At 63.2% G+C, this 18,054-nt stretch carries 10 protein-coding genes; 4 read left to right on the forward strand and 6 right to left on the reverse strand.

Annotated elements, in window-relative coordinates:
* Window positions 1-44 precede the first annotated feature (44 nt).
* Window positions 45-2,654: a lamin tail domain-containing protein gene (locus N008_RS05575; protein WP_197062953.1), complete on the reverse strand. Its 2,610-nt coding sequence runs from the start codon at window positions 2,652-2,654 to the stop codon at window positions 45-47.
* 95 nt (window positions 2,655-2,749) lie between these two features.
* Between N008_RS05575 and N008_RS05580 the strand changes: the two genes are divergently transcribed.
* Both N008_RS05580 and N008_RS05585 read left to right on the forward strand, forming a co-directional pair.
* Window positions 2,750-3,748: an aspartate-semialdehyde dehydrogenase gene (locus N008_RS05580; RefSeq protein WP_044014387.1), complete on the forward strand. Its 999-nt coding sequence runs from the start codon at window positions 2,750-2,752 to the stop codon at window positions 3,746-3,748.
* Window positions 3,749-3,878: 130 nt separating this feature from the next.
* Entirely contained in the window at window positions 3,879-5,033 is a 1,155-nt protein-coding gene (locus N008_RS05585; protein ID WP_081910629.1) for a TonB family protein, read from the forward strand.
* Window positions 5,034-5,129: 96 nt separating this feature from the next.
* On the opposite strand, the gene N008_RS05590 is transcribed toward N008_RS05585, so the two are convergent.
* The 3 genes from N008_RS05590 to N008_RS05600 all read right to left on the reverse strand — a co-directional run bounded on the left by N008_RS05590 (window position 5,130) and on the right by N008_RS05600 (window position 8,098).
* Entirely contained in the window at window positions 5,130-6,362 is a 1,233-nt protein-coding gene (locus N008_RS05590; RefSeq protein WP_044014391.1) for an isocitrate dehydrogenase (NADP(+)), read from the reverse strand.
* Between the two features lie 215 nt (window positions 6,363-6,577).
* Window positions 6,578-7,330, reverse strand: a complete 753-nt coding sequence (locus N008_RS05595) for an alpha/beta fold hydrolase (protein ID WP_044014393.1) — start codon at window positions 7,328-7,330, stop codon at window positions 6,578-6,580.
* 234 nt (window positions 7,331-7,564) lie between these two features.
* Window positions 7,565-8,098 carry a YceI family protein gene (locus tag N008_RS05600; protein WP_044014395.1) on the reverse strand — a complete coding sequence of 178 codons (534 nt, stop codon included), beginning with the start codon at window positions 8,096-8,098 and terminating at the stop codon, window positions 7,565-7,567.
* Between the two features lie 268 nt (window positions 8,099-8,366).
* Between N008_RS05600 and N008_RS05605 the strand changes: the two genes are divergently transcribed.
* On the forward strand, window positions 8,367-11,846 hold the full coding sequence (locus N008_RS05605) for a PAS domain S-box protein (protein ID WP_052381234.1): 3,480 nt from the start codon (window positions 8,367-8,369) through the stop codon (window positions 11,844-11,846).
* Between the two features lie 74 nt (window positions 11,847-11,920).
* On the opposite strand, the gene dxs is transcribed toward N008_RS05605, so the two are convergent.
* The gene (gene dxs, locus N008_RS05610) at window positions 11,921-13,855 is read right to left on the reverse strand and encodes a 1-deoxy-D-xylulose-5-phosphate synthase (RefSeq protein ID WP_044014396.1); all 1,935 of its coding nucleotides are present in this window, start codon (window positions 13,853-13,855) and stop codon (window positions 11,921-11,923) included.
* A gap of 356 nt (window positions 13,856-14,211) precedes the next feature.
* Here dxs and N008_RS05615 point away from each other — a divergent pair, with 356 nt between their 5' ends.
* Window positions 14,212-15,291, forward strand: a complete 1,080-nt coding sequence (locus tag N008_RS05615; RefSeq protein WP_044014398.1) for a YbhN family protein — start codon at window positions 14,212-14,214, stop codon at window positions 15,289-15,291.
* Window positions 15,292-15,362: 71 nt separating this feature from the next.
* Here the strand turns inward: N008_RS05615 and N008_RS05620 are convergent, their stop codons facing one another.
* Window positions 15,363-17,966 (reverse strand): erythromycin esterase family protein, encoded by a 2,604-nt coding sequence (locus N008_RS05620; RefSeq protein ID WP_044014400.1) that lies wholly within the window; start codon window positions 17,964-17,966, stop codon window positions 15,363-15,365.
* Window positions 17,967-18,054 lie beyond the last annotated feature (88 nt).

Genomic DNA, 18,054 nt, shown 5'->3' on the forward strand with positions numbered 1-18,054 from the left:
GGAAGGATTGCTTCGCTTTGCTCGCAATGACAGGTTAGGAGCGTTTAGAAGCGTGCGCCCAGCACCACCGTTTTGCGGTATTCCTGCTTGCTGCCGCCGTTGGGTTTGAACAGCTCAATCTGCAGCACATAGTAACCAATGGGCGCCTTCTGGCCTTTGTCGGTGAGGCCGTCCCACTGGAAAAAGCCGGTGGTGGACAGCGTTTCGTTGCGGGCGAGGCGGCGCGTGAGGCGGCCCTGCGCGTCGTAAATGCTCACGCTGCCCGCGTAGCCGGGGCCATCGAGCTGGTAGTTGAGGGTGGTGAAATCCTGCTGGCCGTCCTCGTCGGGCGTGAATACCTCGGGCACTACGCTCCATTGCTGGCTGCTACCGGCCGCGTCCTGCTGCTGGGAATTGGGGCGGCCGGGCGTGGCGTAGCCGGCGCTGGCCGCCGCCGAGTGGAAGTTAGCAGCCGCGCTGGGCCCCGCGGCCCGAATCCGCTCCAGCGACACGCCGTTCAGGTCGGTGAGCAGCGGCAGGTGCTGGGTTTCGCTGTAGGCGTAGCGGTCTAGGCGGCGACCCTGGCTGTCGAATACGGCCACGATGCCGGCATCGTCCGGGAAGGTGGGGAAGGCAGGCATGGTCAGAAACGCGGCGGGGTCGGAGCTGGTGGGGTACTCGCGCTGCACGATGTCGGGGCGGGTGGTGAGTAGCAGCAGCTGGCCGGGCGCCAGCACGTAGGGCCCGGCGCTGATGGGCTCAGAGTCGGCGGTGCTGTCGGGGCGGATGTTGGCCAGCTGCCAGCCCTGCACATCCAGGTACTTGCCGGAACGGTTGAGCAGCTCCACGAAATCCACGGCGCTTGTGCGCGGATTGAACAGGATTTCGTTGACCACCACGTCGCCGGGAGCCACGGCCGAGGGCAGCCCGAACGTAGCCGAAGTGGCCGGGCCGGCGGCATTGCCCACGCAGTCGAGGGCGCGCTGCACGGTCACGGTCAGGGGCTGGCTGGCCTGCAGCGCCGCGCCCAGCGTGAGGTCTACCACCCGGAAATCGGGCGAGACGGGCGCGGCCCGCGTGACGGCCACTGCGGGCGTGAGCGTGTACAGAGCCGCATTGGCCGCCGTCAGGCTATCGAGCTTCTCCCCGAAAAACAGCCGCACGGTGGTAGCATTGAGGGCCAGGGCGCGCAGCAGCGTGGGCGCGGTGCGGTCGGGGTTGGCGGCGCGCACCGAGTTGGCGCGGCTGGGCGTGCCGCCACTGGCGTCGGTGCTGGCAGTCCAGTTCTCAATACCGCCGCAAGGGTTGGCGGTATCCACCATTTCCAGGCTCCAGCCGCCGTCTTTCTTGCGGCTGTCTTTGTACCAGGTGTCGGAATAGCTGATTTCAAACAGCGTGCGGCCGGTGCGGGTGCGCAGCAGCAGCTGGTCGCCGGCATTGCTGAGGCTGGGGAAATTGCTCAGCCCGAACACCTTGCCGAAGGCCGCAAACTGCGGGACTCGGGTGCTGCCGCACACCACGGCGTACTCGCCGGGCAGCAGCGTGGCCCCGGCCGGAAACACCGCCGGGTTGCCGGTCTGCCCCGGCTTGAGCAGCTGCGTGCCCGCCAGGTCCAGCACGGCCGTGGCCGAGGGGTTGTGGATTTCCAGGTACTCCGAGGCCGGCAGCCCCACCACCGGCGTTTCGTCGGCGAATATTTCGGTGATGACCACTTGGCTGAAACCCGGGGCCACAGCCGTGCCGCTGTAGCTGAAGGTGGCCGTGAGCGGGCCGGCGGCAGTGTTGCCGTAGAGGTCGGGCACGTTGCGGGCTTCCACGGTGCTGCTGCCCAGCGGCAGCGGCCCGGCCAGCGTCAGGTGTACGATGGCGGGGTCGGTAGCGTCGCGCTGGGCGGCCGTGACGGCGGGCGCGCCGGTGGCGGTGAGGCGGTAGCTGGCGGCGCTTTGGGTGGCCGCTACCGGCTCGTTGAACGTCACGTCGAGCTGCTGCGGGCCGGTGGCGCCGGCGCTGATGGCGCGGGGCGGCGCCGTGTCCGTCACCCGGAAATCATCGAAGAGAAACGCCCGGTTGTTGGCCGAGGAATACGTGAGCGTCAGCCCAAACCAAGCCCCGCGCTGGTAGGCGGCATCGGTAGCCGAGCCTTCGCTCACGAACGTCGTACCACCCGTCAGGTCGCGCTCCAGCGTCCAGACGTCGGTGGCGGAGCGCGTGACGCGCACCCGCACGAGGTTGTTGGTGGCGGAGCTGAGTGTAGCATCAACACCATTGATGACGTAGGCGGGGCTGCCGGTGGCATCTTTGCGGAACAGCGCCACCTCGTCGGGAGTGCCCCCGAGGCGCACGAAGTAGCCGCGGTTGCCGCTGGCTTTCAGGTCGGCTTGTTCGGCTATCAGCCACACATCGGCGAAGTTGCCGCTGCTGGTGGCCAGGCGCAGGTTGGCCCAGAACTCCCAGGTGGTGCCGCCCGCGGCGGCCTGGCAGGGCGTGGCCAGCTGCAGCTGGGTGCCCGTGACAGCAGGGCCGTTGCTTTGCAGCTGCTGGGTGGTGGCTTGGAAGGCGGCCGCGTCGCCGGTCCAGGCGGGGTTCTGGGTGAAGTCGCCGTCGGCAAAGGAATCGGTGAGCTGGGCCGCGGCCGTGAACGGACTCAGCAGCAGCAGGAGTAGCAGTTTTTTCACGGGCAATAACGTCGGGAAAGCAGGCGGGGCCTGATAGGGAGAACGATGGCATGAAAGATAACCGCTTTACCTTTATGCCCTAATCCTTGATGCACATGAAAGTAGCCGTAGTAGGTGCCACCGGCCTGGTGGGCACCGAGATGCTGAAAGTACTGGCCGAGCGCAACTTCCCGGTCACCGAACTGCTGCCCGTGGCCTCCGCCCGCTCGGTGGGCCAGGAAATCGAGTTCCAGGGCAAAAAATATAAGGTGGTGAGCATGGACGACGCCATTGCGGCGCGCCCGGCCGTGGCCATCTTCTCGGCCGGCGGCTCCATCAGCAAGCAGGAGGCGCCCCGCTTCGCCGAAGTCGGCACCGTGGTTATCGACAACTCCTCGGCCTGGCGCATGGACCCCACCAAAAAGCTGGTGGTGCCCGAAATCAACGCCAAGGAGCTGACCGCCGCAGATAAAATCATTGCCAACCCCAACTGCTCCACCATTCAGATGGTGGTGGCCCTCAACGAGCTGCACCAGCGCTATAAGGTGCAGCGCATTGTGGTGAGCACCTACCAGAGCGTAACGGGCACCGGCAAACAGGCCGTGGACCAGCTGCTGGAAGAGCGCGCCGGCCAGACGCCCACCAACCCCGCCTACCCCCACCGCATCGACCTGAACGTGCTGCCCCACATCGACGTGTTCGAGGACAACGGCTACACCAAGGAGGAAATGAAGATGGTGAACGAGACCAAGAAAATCTTCGGCGACGACTCCATCCGCGTGACGGCCACCACCGTGCGCATCCCCGTAATGGGCGGCCACTCCGAAGCCGTAAACGTGGAATTCGCCGAGGAATTCGACCTCTCCGAAGTGCGCGACATCCTGCGCCGCACCGCTGGCGTGGAGCTGGTAGACGACGTGAAAAACAACGTGTACCCCATGCCCAAAGACGCCCACGGCCGCGACGCCGTGCTCGTCGGCCGCCTCCGCCGCGACGAAACCCAGCCCCGCACCCTCAACCTGTGGGTGGTGGCCGACAACCTGCGCAAAGGCGCCGCCACCAACGCCGTGCAGATTGCCGAGGCTATGCTGGAAATGGGCCTGCTGACGGCCTAGAACGGCCTTTTCAAGTAGTGAGCATTCAGGCTGTCATTGCCATAAAACCAGCCAATGACAGCCTGAATACTCGCTACCTATCACTCAACGCTTACCCGCTATATCATCTATCCGAGCTTATCCAACTTCCATGCATTCCGCAGTCCGTACCCTTGCTTTTATAGCCCTGTGCGGCCCGGTTTCGGCCGTGGCGCAAACCGCCTCCCCTACCCGCTCCGGTACTGAGCAGGTTACCAACAAAGTCTACACTTACGTGGAGCAGATGCCCGAATTTCCGGGCGGCCAGCCCGCCCTGTTCCGGACGCTGGGCCAGACGATAGTGTATCCGGCGGAGGCGCTGCAGCAGGGGCTGGAGGGCAAGGTCTTTGTGTCGTTTGTGGTGGCCGCGTCGGGGCAGGTGCAGGACGTGAAGGTGAGCAAGAGCGTGCACCCGCTGCTCGATGCCGAGGCGCTGCGGGCCGTGCAGGCCCTGCCGGCTTTTGTGCCGGGCAAGCAAAACGGCCGCCCGGTGGCAGTAGCCTACACACTGCCCATTGCGTTCAGGCTCCCGGCAGAGGCTGCGCCGGCAGCATCAGCCCCGGTGGAGCCTCTGCTCACGGGCCCGCGTCCGGCGGCTAAGGAAGGCCGTAGCCCGCGCCCGCAGGGCGGGCAGGAGGCGTTGGCCGAGTACCTGAAAACCGTTGCGTATCCCGAAGAAGCCCGGCAGGCTCAAGCCTCCGGGCTCATCGTGGTGGATGTAACCGTAGGTGCCGACGGTAAGGTGAGCAAAGTGGGCACCGACAACGGCATCGGCCTGCAGAACGGGCAGGCTACCCGCCTGATGCCCGCCCTGCGCTTCGCCGCCATCAGCCTGCTCAACGACGCTCCCACCTGGGTGCCGGGGCAGCTGAAGGGCAAAAACGTGTCCAGCAACATCCATATTCCGCTACAGTTTGATGCCGCCAGTGGCGCCGTGTCCATCGTGCCCGGGCTGCGGCTGTTTCCCGACGAAGGCCCTGTGGTACCGGGCGGGCCCGAAGCCCTGCTCAGAACCATGTCGCAGAGGCTGCAGTACCCCATGGAAGCCCTCCGCAACCAGCGGCAGGGCAAAGTGGTGCTGTTTCTGCAAGTCAGCGAAGAAGGCCGCCTGGAACAGCCGCTGGTGGTCGGGCCAGTGTTGCCGGAGCTTGATGCCGAAGCCTTGCGCGTAGCAACTCTGCTGCCACCTGTGTTTCCAGCGCTGGAGCAAGGCAAGCCGGTACGCAGCTACTATCTGCTACCGGTGGTATTCGAGATTCGGGAGTGACAAAAACACCTCAGCCATTCTTCTCAGCACACAAAAAAAGCTCTTCCGGATACCCGGAAGAGCTTTTTTGCTATTCAACTTTGAATCGAAACCAACCTACTTGGCCAGCTTCTTCTTCAGGTTCTCGTCCAGCGCAGCCAGGAACTCCTCGGTGTAGAGGTAGTCTTTGCCGTGCTCCACTTTGTTGCCGTGGATGCAGACGGCCAGGTCCTTGGTCATCTTGCCGCTTTCCACGGTTTCGATGCACACGGCTTCCAGCGCGTGGCAGAAGTCAATCAACTCCTGGTTGTTGTCCAGCTTGCCGCGGAACTCCAGGCCGCGCGTCCAGGCGAAGATGCTGGCGATGGGGTTGGTGGAGGTGGGCTTGCCTTTCTGATGGTCGCGGTAGTGGCGCGTTACGGTGCCGTGGGCAGCTTCGGCTTCCATCGTGCCTCCGTCGGGCGTCACCAGCACGGAGGTCATCAGGCCGAGCGAGCCGAAGCCCTGGGCCACGGTGTCGGACTGCACGTCGCCGTCGTAGTTTTTGCAGGCCCACACGAAGTTGCCGTTCCATTTCAGGGCCGAGGCCACCATGTCGTCGATCAGACGGTGCTCGTAGGTGATGCCGGCAGCCTGGAATTTGGCCAGGTAGTCCTGCTCATAAATCTCCTGGAAGATGTCCTTGAAGCGGCCATCGTACTTTTTCAGGATGGTGTTCTTGGTGCTCAGATACAGCGGCCAGCCCTTGCTCAGGGCCTGGTTGAAGCAGGCGTGGGCGAAGCCGCGGATGCTCTCGTCGGTGTTGTACATGGCCAAAGCCACGCCGTCGCCTTTGAAGTTGTACACCTCAAACGACTGCGCCTCGCCGCCGTCCTCGGGCTGGAAGGTCACGGTCAGCTTGCCTTTGCCTTTGGTTACGAAGTCGGTAGCGCGGTACTGGTCGCCGAAGGCGTGGCGGCCGATGCAGATCGGGGCCGTCCAGTTGGGCACGAGACGGGGCACGTTGCTCATCACAATCGGTTCGCGGAACACGGTGCCGTCGAGGATGTTGCGGATGGTGCCGTTCGGCGACTTCCACATCTGCTTCAGGTTGAACTCCTTCACGCGCTCCTCGTCGGGGGTGATGGTGGCGCACTTGATGCCCACGCCGTACTGCTTGATGGCGTTGGCGGCGTCGATGGTTACCTGGTCGTTGGTCTGGTCGCGGTACTCAATGCCCAGGTCGTAGTACTTGATGTCGAGCTCCAGATAAGGCGTAATCAGCTTGTCCTTGATGAACTTCCAGATGATGCGCGTCATTTCGTCGCCATCCAGCTCTACTACCGGGTTTGCTACTTTGATTTTGGTCATGGTCAGAGGGGAATTATGTGATAAACTTTTTCGCGGCCGGAGAGCCGTGGTGGGCGTTTGTGCAGCGCCGAAGCCAGCTAAGCCAGCTCCAGAAACTGCTGCGTCGGTCAGTAACCGCCCCGGGCGGTATTGGTTGCTGGCCGCCGCAAAGATATGGGCTGCCACGACGTACCGCGCCGGTGCCGGTCGGGCCGGCAAAACAGCCGGCGTTTCGGTTAGCTGAACACGCCGCCCGCAAAGTCCAGCACGGCGCGGCGCGTGAGGTCGGGCTCCTCGAAGAAGCCAAGGTGCCCAACGTCGCTCAGCAGCAGGGCGTGGCTCTGGTCCGGCAGCACCAGCTGGGGCAGCAGGCTGTCGGTGGGCACCGCCACGTCGTCTTTGCCGGCAATGAAGAGCACCGGAAACTTTGCGTTTTTCAGTACCTGCGTGCGGTCGGGGCGGTTTTTCATGGCTTCCAGGGCGCCCAGCACCGTGGCTTCGGGCGTGGCCCGGCCGATGTCTTCCAGAAACTCGCGCTGCTCCAGCAGCCGCTCGCGGTTGGCGGGCGCAAACAGCGGCCGGATAAACGACTCCATGAACTTCTCGACGCCGTGGCGGCGCACAAAGTCCATGTTTTTGTCGCGGTTCGCCTTTTTCTCGTCGGTATCGGGCAGGGCGGTGCTGTGGAACAGCACGAGGCCGGCCACCATTTCGGGGTAGCGCTCGGCAAAGGCCAGGGCCACGTAGCCGCCCATGCTGTGGCACACCAGCAGGGCGCGGTCGACGCTTTTCTGGCGCAGCTGCTCGGCCACGTAGCGGGCCTGCGCCTCCATGCTGTAGTCGCGGATATCATGCACGTTGGTGCCGTGGCCGGGCAGGTTCAGGGTCAGCAGGCGGTAGTCGTCGGGGAATTCGCGGGTGAATTCGGTCCATACCTCGCGCGACTCGCCAAAGCCGTGCAGGAACAGAATAGTGGGGTGAGAAGTCATAGAAGAATGCCGCCGCTTGCCAGCGGCCAAGTGGTTGTGGAGCGCACAAGTACGCACATTTACGCAGGTTGGCTGCGGCGCGCCTGTTGCCGAACCATAAAAAAGCCTGTTTCCGGAATCGGAAACAGGCTTTTTCAATAGCAATAACAAAAGGATAGCCTCTGCGCGCCGAGCAGCCCGACTGAACGGGCCGTAGGTGTGCCGACTCAGCGGCCGAGGATACGAAAGGCCGCGCTAGGCCTGCTTGGCGAACTGCAGGCTGGCCAGCAGCTTCACCTCGTCGCTCACCACAATGGAGCCAGCTTCGGTGATGCCGCTCCAGGTCAGGCCGAAGTCTTTACGGTTGATTTTGCCGCTCACTTCAAAACCGGCTTTCTGGTTGCCGTAGAAGTCGCCGGCCTGGCCGCCATACTCCACGTCCAGCGTGATAGGCTGCGTTACGCCGTGCAGCGTCAGGTTGCCGGTGAGCTTGTATTCGCCTTCGCTCTCCTTCACAAACGAGGTCGACACAAACGACAGCTCCGGATACGTGGCGGCGTCGAAGAACTCAGCGCTCTTCAGGTGCTCGTCGCGCTGGGCCTGGTTGGTGTCGATGCTGTCGATCTGGGCCGTGAACTTCACCTGCGCGTTGTCGAACGAGTCGCCTTCGGTGTGGGCCTCTCCCGAAAACTGCTTGAACGAGCCCGTTACGGTGGAAATCACCAGGTGCTTCACTTTGAACTGAACTTCGGAGTGCGTTGGGTCAAGAGCCCACTGGGTAGCTGCCATGCGAATAAGGGAAAAAGAGGGAGAATTATGAACGACGCCTGCGCCGCGGCCACGACACCGTGGCCGCCAGCAACAGGCCAAAGGTATAAACAATGTACATACATACGTGTATCTACACGATTATTTTTTTCTTCGGGCTCTGCGGTGTTTCCGGCCGGCCCCCACGTCGGCGGCGGGGCCGGCCCGCGGGCCGGAAATCGTAAGTTATAGTAACTTACTCCCGTTCCTGACGTGCCCCGGCACGTCACCAATCTGCTCTGCTGCTTCCGTGAATTCCATCCCGCCCAGCTTCCTCTCCGAAACCGGCCGTTCTGCCTTTGCGCTGCTGGAAAGCCTCTTCGACGCCCTTGTTCTGCTGTCGCCTGACGGGCAGGTACGCTGGGCCAGCGCAGGTTTCGGGCGCCTCACGGGCGTGGCCGAGGTGCCCGCCGTGGCGGCTCTGCTGCGGGAAGGCCTGGCCGGCGCCGGTGTTTCCCCGGCGGCGTTTCAGCAGCAGCTGGCCGGCGCGCAGCCGCTCCACTACACGCTGGAGCTGCGGCAGGCCACCGGCAGCCACGTACCGGTGCGGCTGAAACTAGCGCCGCATGAGGCGGGGCTGCTGGGGCTGCTGGAAGTGCTGCCCCCGGCTTCGGCCCCCACCGGCGAGCAGCAGGAGCAGGAAGCCCGCCTGAGCTATCTGGCCGGGCAGGCACCGGGCGTGCTGTTTCAGTGGCGCGAGGGCCAGGGCCCGACGGCGGGCCTGCGCTACGTCAGCGCGCAGCTGGAGCCACTGTTTGGGCTTAACCCGCAGCAGGCCCATATGCTGCCCCACCTGCTGCACCCCACCGACGCGTACCGCTGGCGCCGGGCCGCCAGCCGCACCCGCCGGCTGGGTGAGCCCTTCGCCTTCGAAGGGCGGCTGCTGGTACCGGGGCAGCCGGTACGGTGGCTGCGGGCCAGCGCCCAGCTCTCCGGCACCGACGCCACCGGCGCGCTCTACAGCGGCCTGCTCACGGATATCACCCCGCTCAAGCAGGCCGAAGAAGCCGTGTTCAACCAGGAGCAGCGCTGGCGCCAGGCCATGGAGCGGTTCGGCGATGGGGCCTGGGAATTCGACTACGCTACCGGCGAGGAGTACTTCTCGCAGGCCTACCACGCCATGCTGGGCTACACGCCCGACAGCCCCGAGCCGCTACCGGCCAGCTGGGAGCAGCACGTGCATCCCGCCGACCGCGCCCTGAGCCTGGAGGCGGCCGATGCCTACCTGCGGGGCGAAAAACCCCTCTACTCCGTGGAGCGGCGCCTGCGCTGCCGCGACGGCAGCTACAAGTGGGTGCTCACCCGTGGCCTCGTCACGCAGCGCGACGCCCAGGGCCAGCCCCGCACCATGACCGGGGTGCACACCGATATTTCGGCGGTGAAGGAAACCACGCTGGCGCTGGAAGCCAGTATGCTGCGCTTCTCCACCACCATTGCCAACTTCCAGGAAGGCATTCTGCTGGAAGACGAGCACCAGCAGGTGGTGCTGGCCAACGATGCCCTGTGCCAGATATTTGCCCTCAACACCACGCCCGACCAGCTGGTAGGCTACAACACGCGCCTGCTGGGGCAGCGCATGCAGCACCAGTTCCGGCACCCCGAGGCCTTTGCACAGCGCTACGCCACCATTGTGCGGGAGCGGCAGCTGCTCACGGCCGAGCTGTTTGAGCTGGCTAACGGGCACGTCATTCAGGGCGACTTTGTGCCGATTTATGTGGCGGAGCGCTATATCGGGCACTTGTGGAAGTTTCAGGACATCACGGAGCGCAAGCGCAACGACGACGCCCTGCGCCAGCGCGAGGAAAAGTACCGGGGCATCATCGAGAACATGAACATGGGCCTGGTGGAGATGGACCTCAACCGGCGCGTGCTGTTCGTCAACCAGGCGTTCAGCGACATCACCGGCTACGACCGGGCCTCCTTCACCGAGCACCACACCATCGACCGGCTGATGTCGCCCGAAGATGTGGCCCAGGCCCGCCAGCGCGACCAGCGGCGCCGGCGGGGCGAGTCGGAGACGTACGAAATTTCCATCACCGACAGCGCCGGCGAGCTGAAGTGGCTGCTGGTAAGTGCGGCCCCGCTCTACGACGAAGACCGCCAAGTGTACGGCAGCATCGCCATCGTGCTCGACATCACGCACCAGAAAGCGCTGGAGCTTAATCTGCGGGCCGCCAAGGAGCAGGCCGAGGATTCGGCCCGGGCCAAAGAGCTGTTTCTGGCCAACATGAGCCACGAAATCCGCACGCCCATGAACGCCATTCTGGGCATGGGCCAGCTGCTAGCCAAAACGCCGCTCGACACGGTGCAGCACACCTATCTACAGGCCATCGAAACCTCCGGCGAAAACCTGCTGGTGATTCTCAACGACATTCTGGATTTGTCGAAAATCGGGGCCAGCCAGCTGCACATCGAGAGGATCGGCTTCAGCCTGGCCGAATTGCTGCTGCAGGTAGAGAAAAGCCTGCACTTTAAGGCCGAGGAAAAAGGCCTTGTGTTTCGGGTGGTGCTGGATGAGCGGCTGCCCGCCGTGCTACTCGGCGACCCCTACCGCATCACGCAGGTGCTGCTCAATCTGGCCGGCAACTCCATCAAGTTCACCGAGAAAGGCTCCGTCACGATTACGTGCACGCAGGCCTGCACCGACGATACCCACGTAGAGCTGCAATGGTCCGTGGCCGACACCGGCATTGGCATCGATGCCGAATATCTGGTTGATATCTTCAAGGACTTCAGCCAGGAAGACCCGTCGGTGACGCGCCGCTTCGGCGGCACCGGCCTGGGTTTGAGCATTAGCCGGCAGCTGGTGCAACTGATGGGCGGCGAAATCAGCATCGACAGCCAGAAGCACCGCGGCACCAACAGTCAGTTCCGGCTGCGGCTGCCCATTGGCACAACCCAGGACCTGCCCCGCAAAACGCTCATCACGGCCAGTGTCCGGGAGAAGCTGCGCGGCCAGCGGGTGCTGCTGGTCGAAGACAACCACTTCAACCGCCAGATTGCGAAAGGCTTCCTGCACAATGCCGGCCTGCAGGTGCAGGAGGCCGAAAACGGCGCCGAAGCCGTGGAAATAGCGCGCCACCACTCCTTCGACGCCGTGCTGATGGACGTGCAAATGCCCGTGATGAATGGCCTGGAAGCCACGGCCTATCTGCGCCAGCACCTGCGCCTGCCCACCCCCATCATTGCCCTCACGGCAAATGCCGTGAAAGGCGAGCGGGAAAAGTGCCTGCACGCCGGTATGAACGACTATCTGTCCAAGCCATTCCAGGAAGACGACCTGCTGAAAGTGCTTTGCCTCTGGACGCTGGGCGAGCAGCTGCCCGAAGCAACTGCGTTACCCTCTGCGGCAGCGGCCACTACGGCGGGCCCGGGCACGCTCTACAACCTCGACATCGTGCGCCAAATCGGGCAGAACGACGTGTCGTTCACCATCCTGATGCTGGAGTCGTTTATCGAAAGCTGCCGCGAAGCCGTTGAGGAGCTGCGGACAGCCATTGCCGAGCAGGATATCCTGCAGATCCGCATGGCGGCGCACAAGCTCAAGCCCAGCCTCGACCATCTGCAGGTGTACCGCCTGCTGCCGCTGGTTGTCGAACTCGATACCTGGCGCACCCCGTTCGATGCGGAACACCTGCCGCAGCTGGTAGAGCAGGTAGTAGCCCAGCTGCAGGAGCTGACCTGGCAGATGCAGCTGGAGCTGCAAACGCTGCAGCCGGAACTGGAGTAGGCGCTTTCCCATTAAGTAAAAAAGCCCCGCCGGACGAATCCAGCGGGGCTTTTCTATACTCATTTGGTTGAGGGTTACACCAACACCGGCGCAACGGCTATCACCTTGCCGCTCATCTCGCGCAGGGCGGCGGCAATGCCGGCGGCGTCGAAGCCGCACTCTTTGTACAGTTCGTCCTGGGTGCCGTGCTCCACAATGCGGTCCGGAATGCCGAGGCGTTTTACGGGCAGGGAGTAGCCGTGGTCGGCCATGAACTCCAGCACGGCCGTGCCGAAGCCGCCGGGCAGACAGCCATCCTCCACCGTCACGAGGGCCTTATACTGGCGGCAGATGTGGTGCATCATTTCCTCGTCCAACGGCTTGCAGAAGCGCATGTCGTAGTGACCGGGGTTGAGGCCTTCGGCGGCGAGCTGCTGGGTGGCTTTCACGGCGTAGTTGCCGATGTGGCCGATGCTGAGCACCGCCACGCCTTCGCCCTCACGCACCACGCGGCCCGTACCCACGGTAATTTTCTTCAGCGGCTTGCGCCACTCCGGCATCACGCCTTCGCCGCGGGGGTAGCGGATGCTGAACGGACCGGCATTTTCGGGCAGGGTGGCCGTGTACATCAGGTTGCGCAGCTCTTCCTCGTTCATAGGGGCCGATACCACCATGTTCGGGATGCAGCGCATGTAGGCCAGGTCGTAGCAGCCGTGGTGGGTGGGGCCGTCGGCACCGGCGAAACCGGCGCGGTCGAGGCAGAACACCACGTGCAGCTTCTGCAGGGCCACGTCGTGCAGCACCTGGTCGTAGGCACGCTGCATGAACGAGGAGTAGATGTTGCAGAACGGCACCAGGCCCTGCGTGGCAAGGCCGGCCGAGAAGGTCACGGCGTGCTGCTCGGCAATGCCCACGTCGAAGGCACGGTCGGGCATGGCCTTCATCATGATGTTAAGCGAGCAGCCCGAAGGCATGGCCGGCGTCACGCCCATGATTTTGTCGTTCTGCTCGGCCAGTTCCACGATAGTGTGCCCGAACACATCTTGGTACTTAGGCGGCTGGGGCTTCTCGTAGGTTTTGGTGTGGATTTCGCCGGTTACCTTATCGAACAGACCGGGGGCGTGCCACAGGGTCTGGTCTTTCTCGGCCAGCGCGTAGCCTTTGCCCTTCACCGTCACGCAGTGCAGGATTTTGGGGCCCGGAATGCTCTTGAGGTCCTGCAGAATGGTGGCCAGGTGCTGCACATCGTGCCCGTCCACGGGGCCGAAGTAGCGGAAGTTCAGGGCCTCGAACAGGTTGCTCTGCTTGAGCAGCGTGGCCTTCATGGCCGACTCCACCTTGCGGGCAATCTGCTGGGGGTTGGGGCCGAACTTACTGAGCTTGCCCAGCACGTTCCACAACTCGTCGCGCACCTTATTGTAGGTGCGGGAGGTGGTGATGTCGGTAAGATATTCCTTGAGCGCGCCCACGTTAGGGTCGATGCTCATGCAGTTGTCGTTGAGGATGACCAGCAAGTTGGAGTTGGCCACGCCGGCGTGGTTGAGGGCCTCGAAGGCCATACCGGCCGTCATGGCGCCGTCACCAATCACGGCAATGTGCTGGCGGTCGAATTCCTTTTTATAGTCGGAAGCCACGGCCATGCCCAGCGCTGCCCCGATGCTGGTGCTACTGTGGCCCACCCCGAAGGCGTCGTACTCACTTTCGCTGCGCTTCGGAAAGCCCGACATGCCGTGGTAGCGGCGGTTGGTCGGGAACCGGTCGCGGCGGCCGGTGAGGATTTTGTGGCCGTAGGCCTGGTGTCCCACGTCCCACACCAGCTGGTCGTAGGGCGTGTTGAACACGTAGTGCAGCGCCACCGACAGTTCCACCACCCCGAGCGAAGCGCCAAAATGGCCGCCGTAAATCGAGACGGTGTCCACAATAAATTGCCGCAGCTCCTGGCTCACCTGCACCAACTGGTCGGGGCTGAGCTTTTTCAGGTCGTCGGGCGAGTTGATTTCCGCCAGCAGGGCACCAGGTTCGACAATCATGCTTCGGGGGTAGGAAAAGGGATATTAGTAGCGTGGCAACAGGTAACGGAAGCAGAAGGTTATGGTTTCTGCCTTCCGCAGGGAGTGCCGCAGACAAAGTTACGGGTTTTCCGTTCCGGCGGTTGATGTAGGGAGCAGCGGGCATGGTGAAGCTGAGTAGATAGCTCTCTGGCACGTCATTCCGAGCGGAGCGAGGAAACTCGCGTGCTGACGTTGCAGTGGTAATCCAACGTCAGCACGCGAGATTCCTCGCTCCGCTCGGAATGACGTTCTTTCTTTCCCAGCATCCTTGCCTCTCTCCGCCTCTCCCCTACCCAAATCCGTACCTTTACCTAACCACCCGTTTTCCGTTTCCGATGCCCCAGCTAACCGAAACCCAGTCCGAAGACCAGCAGCTGCTCGACAAGCTTCGCCCCTCGCGGATTGTGCTGCCGGTGCTCATCGGCCTGAGTGTGGTGGGCTTTATGTTCTGGCGCAGCTACAAGCCCGGCGACCTGGCCCCCCTGGCAAACGCCAAGCCGCTCTGGCTGCTGCTGATGCTGGTGGTGCTGGTGGCCCGCGACGCCGGCTACGTGTACCGCATCCGCTACCTCACCCAGCGGGTACTGAGCTGGCGCGCCGCCCTTGACGTGATTATGCTCTGGGAATTCTCGTCGTGCGTGCTGCCCTCGGCGGTGGGCGGCACGGCGGTAGCGCCGGTGCTGCTGCACAAGGAGGGCATTCCGCTGGGCAAATCAGTGGCCTACATCATGGCCACGGCCATGCTCGACAACCTGTATTATGTGCTGGCCGTGCCGCTGGTGGTGCTCATCGGGGGAGATGCGCTGTACCCGCACGAGGCGCTGCAGGGCGGGCTGGTGGCCACGCTGCGCATCGGGTTTATCCTGAGCTACGTGTTCGTGACGGTGTACGCGCTGCTGATGCTGTACGCCATCTTCATCAATCCGCAGTCGGTGAAGCGGCTGCTGGTGCGGCTGTTTTCGATGCGCGGCCTGCGCCGCTGGCGCAACAAGGCCTACAAGATGGGCAACGAAATGGTGCTGGCCTCGGGGGAGCTGCGCAACAACGGCCGGGCCTACTGGCTGCGCGCGGCCCTGAGCACGGCCTTCGTCTGGACGGCCCGCTACCTGGTTATCGGCTGCCTGATTGCGGCGTTTATCGACGTGAGCTGGCCGGAGTTCTGGCTGATTTTCGGCCGTAACCTCACCTACAAAGTCATCCTGCTGATTGCCATTACGCCCGGCGGCGCGGGCATTGCCGAGGGCGCGTTTCCTACCTTCTTCGGCAAGTTCATCGGCACGGCCACCATGACCAACTTCATGGTGCTGCTCTACCGCATCGTCACGTACTACCTCTACCTGGTGCTGGGCGCGGTGTTCCTGCCCCGCTGGGTGACGCGCATCTACGGCAAGCGGATCACAGATGGTGCAGATTAAAGGATGCCACAGATTCCGGCTTTTGTCAGAACGAAAATCTGCGACATCCTTTAATCTGTATCATCTGTGATTTATTTAGTGGCTTCCAGCGTTGGGGCCGGCTCGGCGGGTGTGGGGCGCTGGTAGGTTTGCCAGAACTCGGGGCGGTAGGGCACTTTGGCGAGCTGCCAACGGCCACCACCACCCAAGTCACCCTTTATTTTCGGATTTGGTATCTCGGTGGCGGCTACCAGCTGAGGGGGCGTGAAGTATACCTCGCAGGTGAGCTGACCATGGAATGGGGCCTTGCCCAGCACGCGTCCGATAGAAGCTGCTTGAGCAACGCTGCCAGCCGCGTAGTACCGGCCGCTCTCAGCCTGCTGGTACGTAACTACATGAGCTGTGCGACTTGTTGTATATACCCGGTCGTAGAGGCGGGCAATCGTATTGCCCCGGCCATAGTATTTGCGCGCAATCGAGTTGTTTTGGACAGTATCATCCTGCCAAAGGGATTCGTAGCGCACTACCGCATAATTATCCTGACGCACATAGACCCGGCCAGAGTAGCCTGCCGTCAGATACATACCAGTAGCCCGGTGGCTAGCGCGCTTGGCCGCAAAGCGAATCACGTATACTGATTGCCCGTCACGTTGCTCAATAGTATCCAGGCGCAGCTGGTACTTGCCCAACATACTGCTCTTGAACAATGGCGAAATACGCACCGGATCGAAGCCGCCCGCAAACCCATGGCCGCCTTCCTCAAGAGTGGCAGGTCGCGTAGCGGAAATCACCTGAGCCAGATCGTTCTTCTGCTGCACCTGTTCAATTGGCGTCGGCTCCATCATCAGAAAGCCGCCACCCCAGTTGTGATAACCAGCCGGAGTCCATAGCTGACTGGTATATTCCACGTCGCTTCGTAGCGTATCAAAGTTGATGGCCCGCCGCCGGGTATAGACCTGCTGGGTGTAATCCTGCCGCTCGTAGTTGGTTTTTGCAGCCTCAATCACCTTTTTCATAAGGCGCTTCGGGTCCTGCGACTGGGCACTCACGCGCACATCGGCCAGGGCAAAAGCGGCCGGCGTGAGGCGCACCGCCGCCGCAGTTCCGGCCGTCGCCGTCAGCGTAGCCGGCTCGTAGCCGATGCTGCTGATCTGCACCAGTTCACCCCGGCGCGCATCCAGCCGGAACCGGCCCTGGGCATCCGTCACGGTGCCGGCACTGCGGGCAGGCACGGCTACCGTGGCGAAGGGCACCGGCTGGCCGGTTTTGCGGTCGAGCACCGCGCCGCTGAGAGGGAAAGCCGCGCCGGTTTTGGCAACGGGGCGCTGGGTAGCGGCATTCTGCTGGCCCAGGCGGACCGGTGTTCGGGTGGCAAGCGCGTCTGCTGCTGCGGGCTGTAGGGCCGCTGCTATACTTGCGGCAGCGTGCGGCGGCTCAATAGTTTTCAGGAACAGAAACCCATCCACGGCCTCGCTCCAAGGGCCGGCAACCGGCAGAAACTCGAATGCATGCGTGGTGAGGCGGCGGCCCGGCGCGTCGTGCTTGAGGCTAATGAAGCTGTAGTCCTGCCCCTGGGCAAGCAGGTCGGCTTCCAGAGAACCAGAAGCGGGCGGTGGTACCAGATGGTGCTTGTCCCAGTAGCCGAAGCCGTGGGTACCGCCGCCGGCCAGCGTGCTGAGCACATACACCGCCTCAGGCCCCAGGGCCGCTTTCACCGTCTGGCCCATGGGCTTGAACTCCTTCAGCTCCGGGTATTCCAGCCCGCTTACCTTGCCGGCCAGGTGCCCGATTGCGCCCCAGCAGACCACCTTTTCCTGCGGGTGCTGGCGCAGGTACCACAGCAGGTTGTCAGCCATCTGGGCGTCGCGGGCGTTGCTGTCTTTGGCCTTGAACTCGGTGGAGTCCTTCACGGCCGGGTCGTTGGTGGCGTAATCGTGCGCCAAAGCTTGCAGGCTGCGCACCTGCTGCAGCCAGAAGGTGGCCCGCTCGCGCCGTTTGGCATCGGGGCCGGTGGCTACTTTGGTCAGCAGCTTGCGGGCCTTACCCAGCTGCATGTCAAAGAGCAGAATCTGGTGCGAGGGCGGAAATATGTTATGCTCGCCCATCATGCTCACGCACTCGTCGAGGTAGTCGTAGGCAATGCCATCGGCCCCTTTTTCGGGCTTGAGGAACACTTCCAGCTCCTCCAGCATCTCGTCGTCGTTCCAGCTCACCTGCGAGTCGAAACCTGTGACGCGCAAGCCGCCTTTGCCCAGCAGCGGCAGCATGGCCTGAAACTCCTGCGTCTCAGTCCAGACCGGATACACGGAGGCCGCAATAGCCGCCGGCACCGGCGCGCCCCGCTGGATTTCCCGCTCGGCGCGGTCGAGGGAGTAGAAGCCGCTTTCAAACGCCACCGTCGTAAAGCCCATCCGTTCCTTCAGGAACCTAATCAGCCGGATTTTGGCCTCAGTGGCCGTGCCCACGCCGTGGGTCGGCTCGCCCAGCATCACCACCCGCGCCCGCCCGATTTCCTGGCGCAGAAACTCCAGGTCCGAGAAGTCGGTGTCGGCGGGGCTGATGCTGCGGATGGCGTGGGTGGGCAACGGGGCGGCTGCCGGAGCCGTGGTGGCGGGGGTTGTGGGTTGGGCCAGGGCTGGAGCCGTAGCGGCGGTGAGCAGGCAGCAGGCGGCCAGCAACCGGAAATTCACAGGCATAGCAATCAAGTAATTCAGGGAGTAATAATTCTGCCGCCAAACTACATGAGCCATTCCTAATACTCTCCACTATCAGCCACCTGACTGC

Source organism: Hymenobacter sp. APR13 (assembly GCF_000737515.1).
Classification (GTDB): Bacteria; Bacteroidota; Bacteroidia; order Cytophagales; family Hymenobacteraceae; genus Hymenobacter.

What these genes read in the sequence shown, in the direction of transcription:
- N008_RS05580 (WP_044014387.1), top strand. Translation starts at nt 2,750, where the DNA reads ATGAAAGTAGCCGTAGTAGGTGCCACCGGCCTGGTGGGCACCGAGATG.
- N008_RS05585 (WP_081910629.1), top strand. Translation starts at nt 3,879, where the DNA reads ATGCATTCCGCAGTCCGTACCCTTGCTTTTATAGCCCTGTGCGGCCCG.
- N008_RS05590 (WP_044014391.1), bottom strand. Translation starts at nt 6,362, where the DNA reads ATGACCAAAATCAAAGTAGCAAACCCGGTAGTAGAGCTGGATGGCGAC.
- N008_RS05595 (WP_044014393.1), bottom strand. Translation starts at nt 7,330, where the DNA reads ATGACTTCTCACCCCACTATTCTGTTCCTGCACGGCTTTGGCGAGTCG.
- N008_RS05600 (WP_044014395.1), bottom strand. Translation starts at nt 8,098, where the DNA reads ATGGCAGCTACCCAGTGGGCTCTTGACCCAACGCACTCCGAAGTTCAG.
- dxs (WP_044014396.1), bottom strand. Translation starts at nt 13,855, where the DNA reads ATGATTGTCGAACCTGGTGCCCTGCTGGCGGAAATCAACTCGCCCGAC.
- N008_RS05615 (WP_044014398.1), top strand. Translation starts at nt 14,212, where the DNA reads ATGCCCCAGCTAACCGAAACCCAGTCCGAAGACCAGCAGCTGCTCGAC.
- N008_RS05620 (WP_044014400.1), bottom strand. Translation starts at nt 17,966, where the DNA reads ATGCCTGTGAATTTCCGGTTGCTGGCCGCCTGCTGCCTGCTCACCGCC.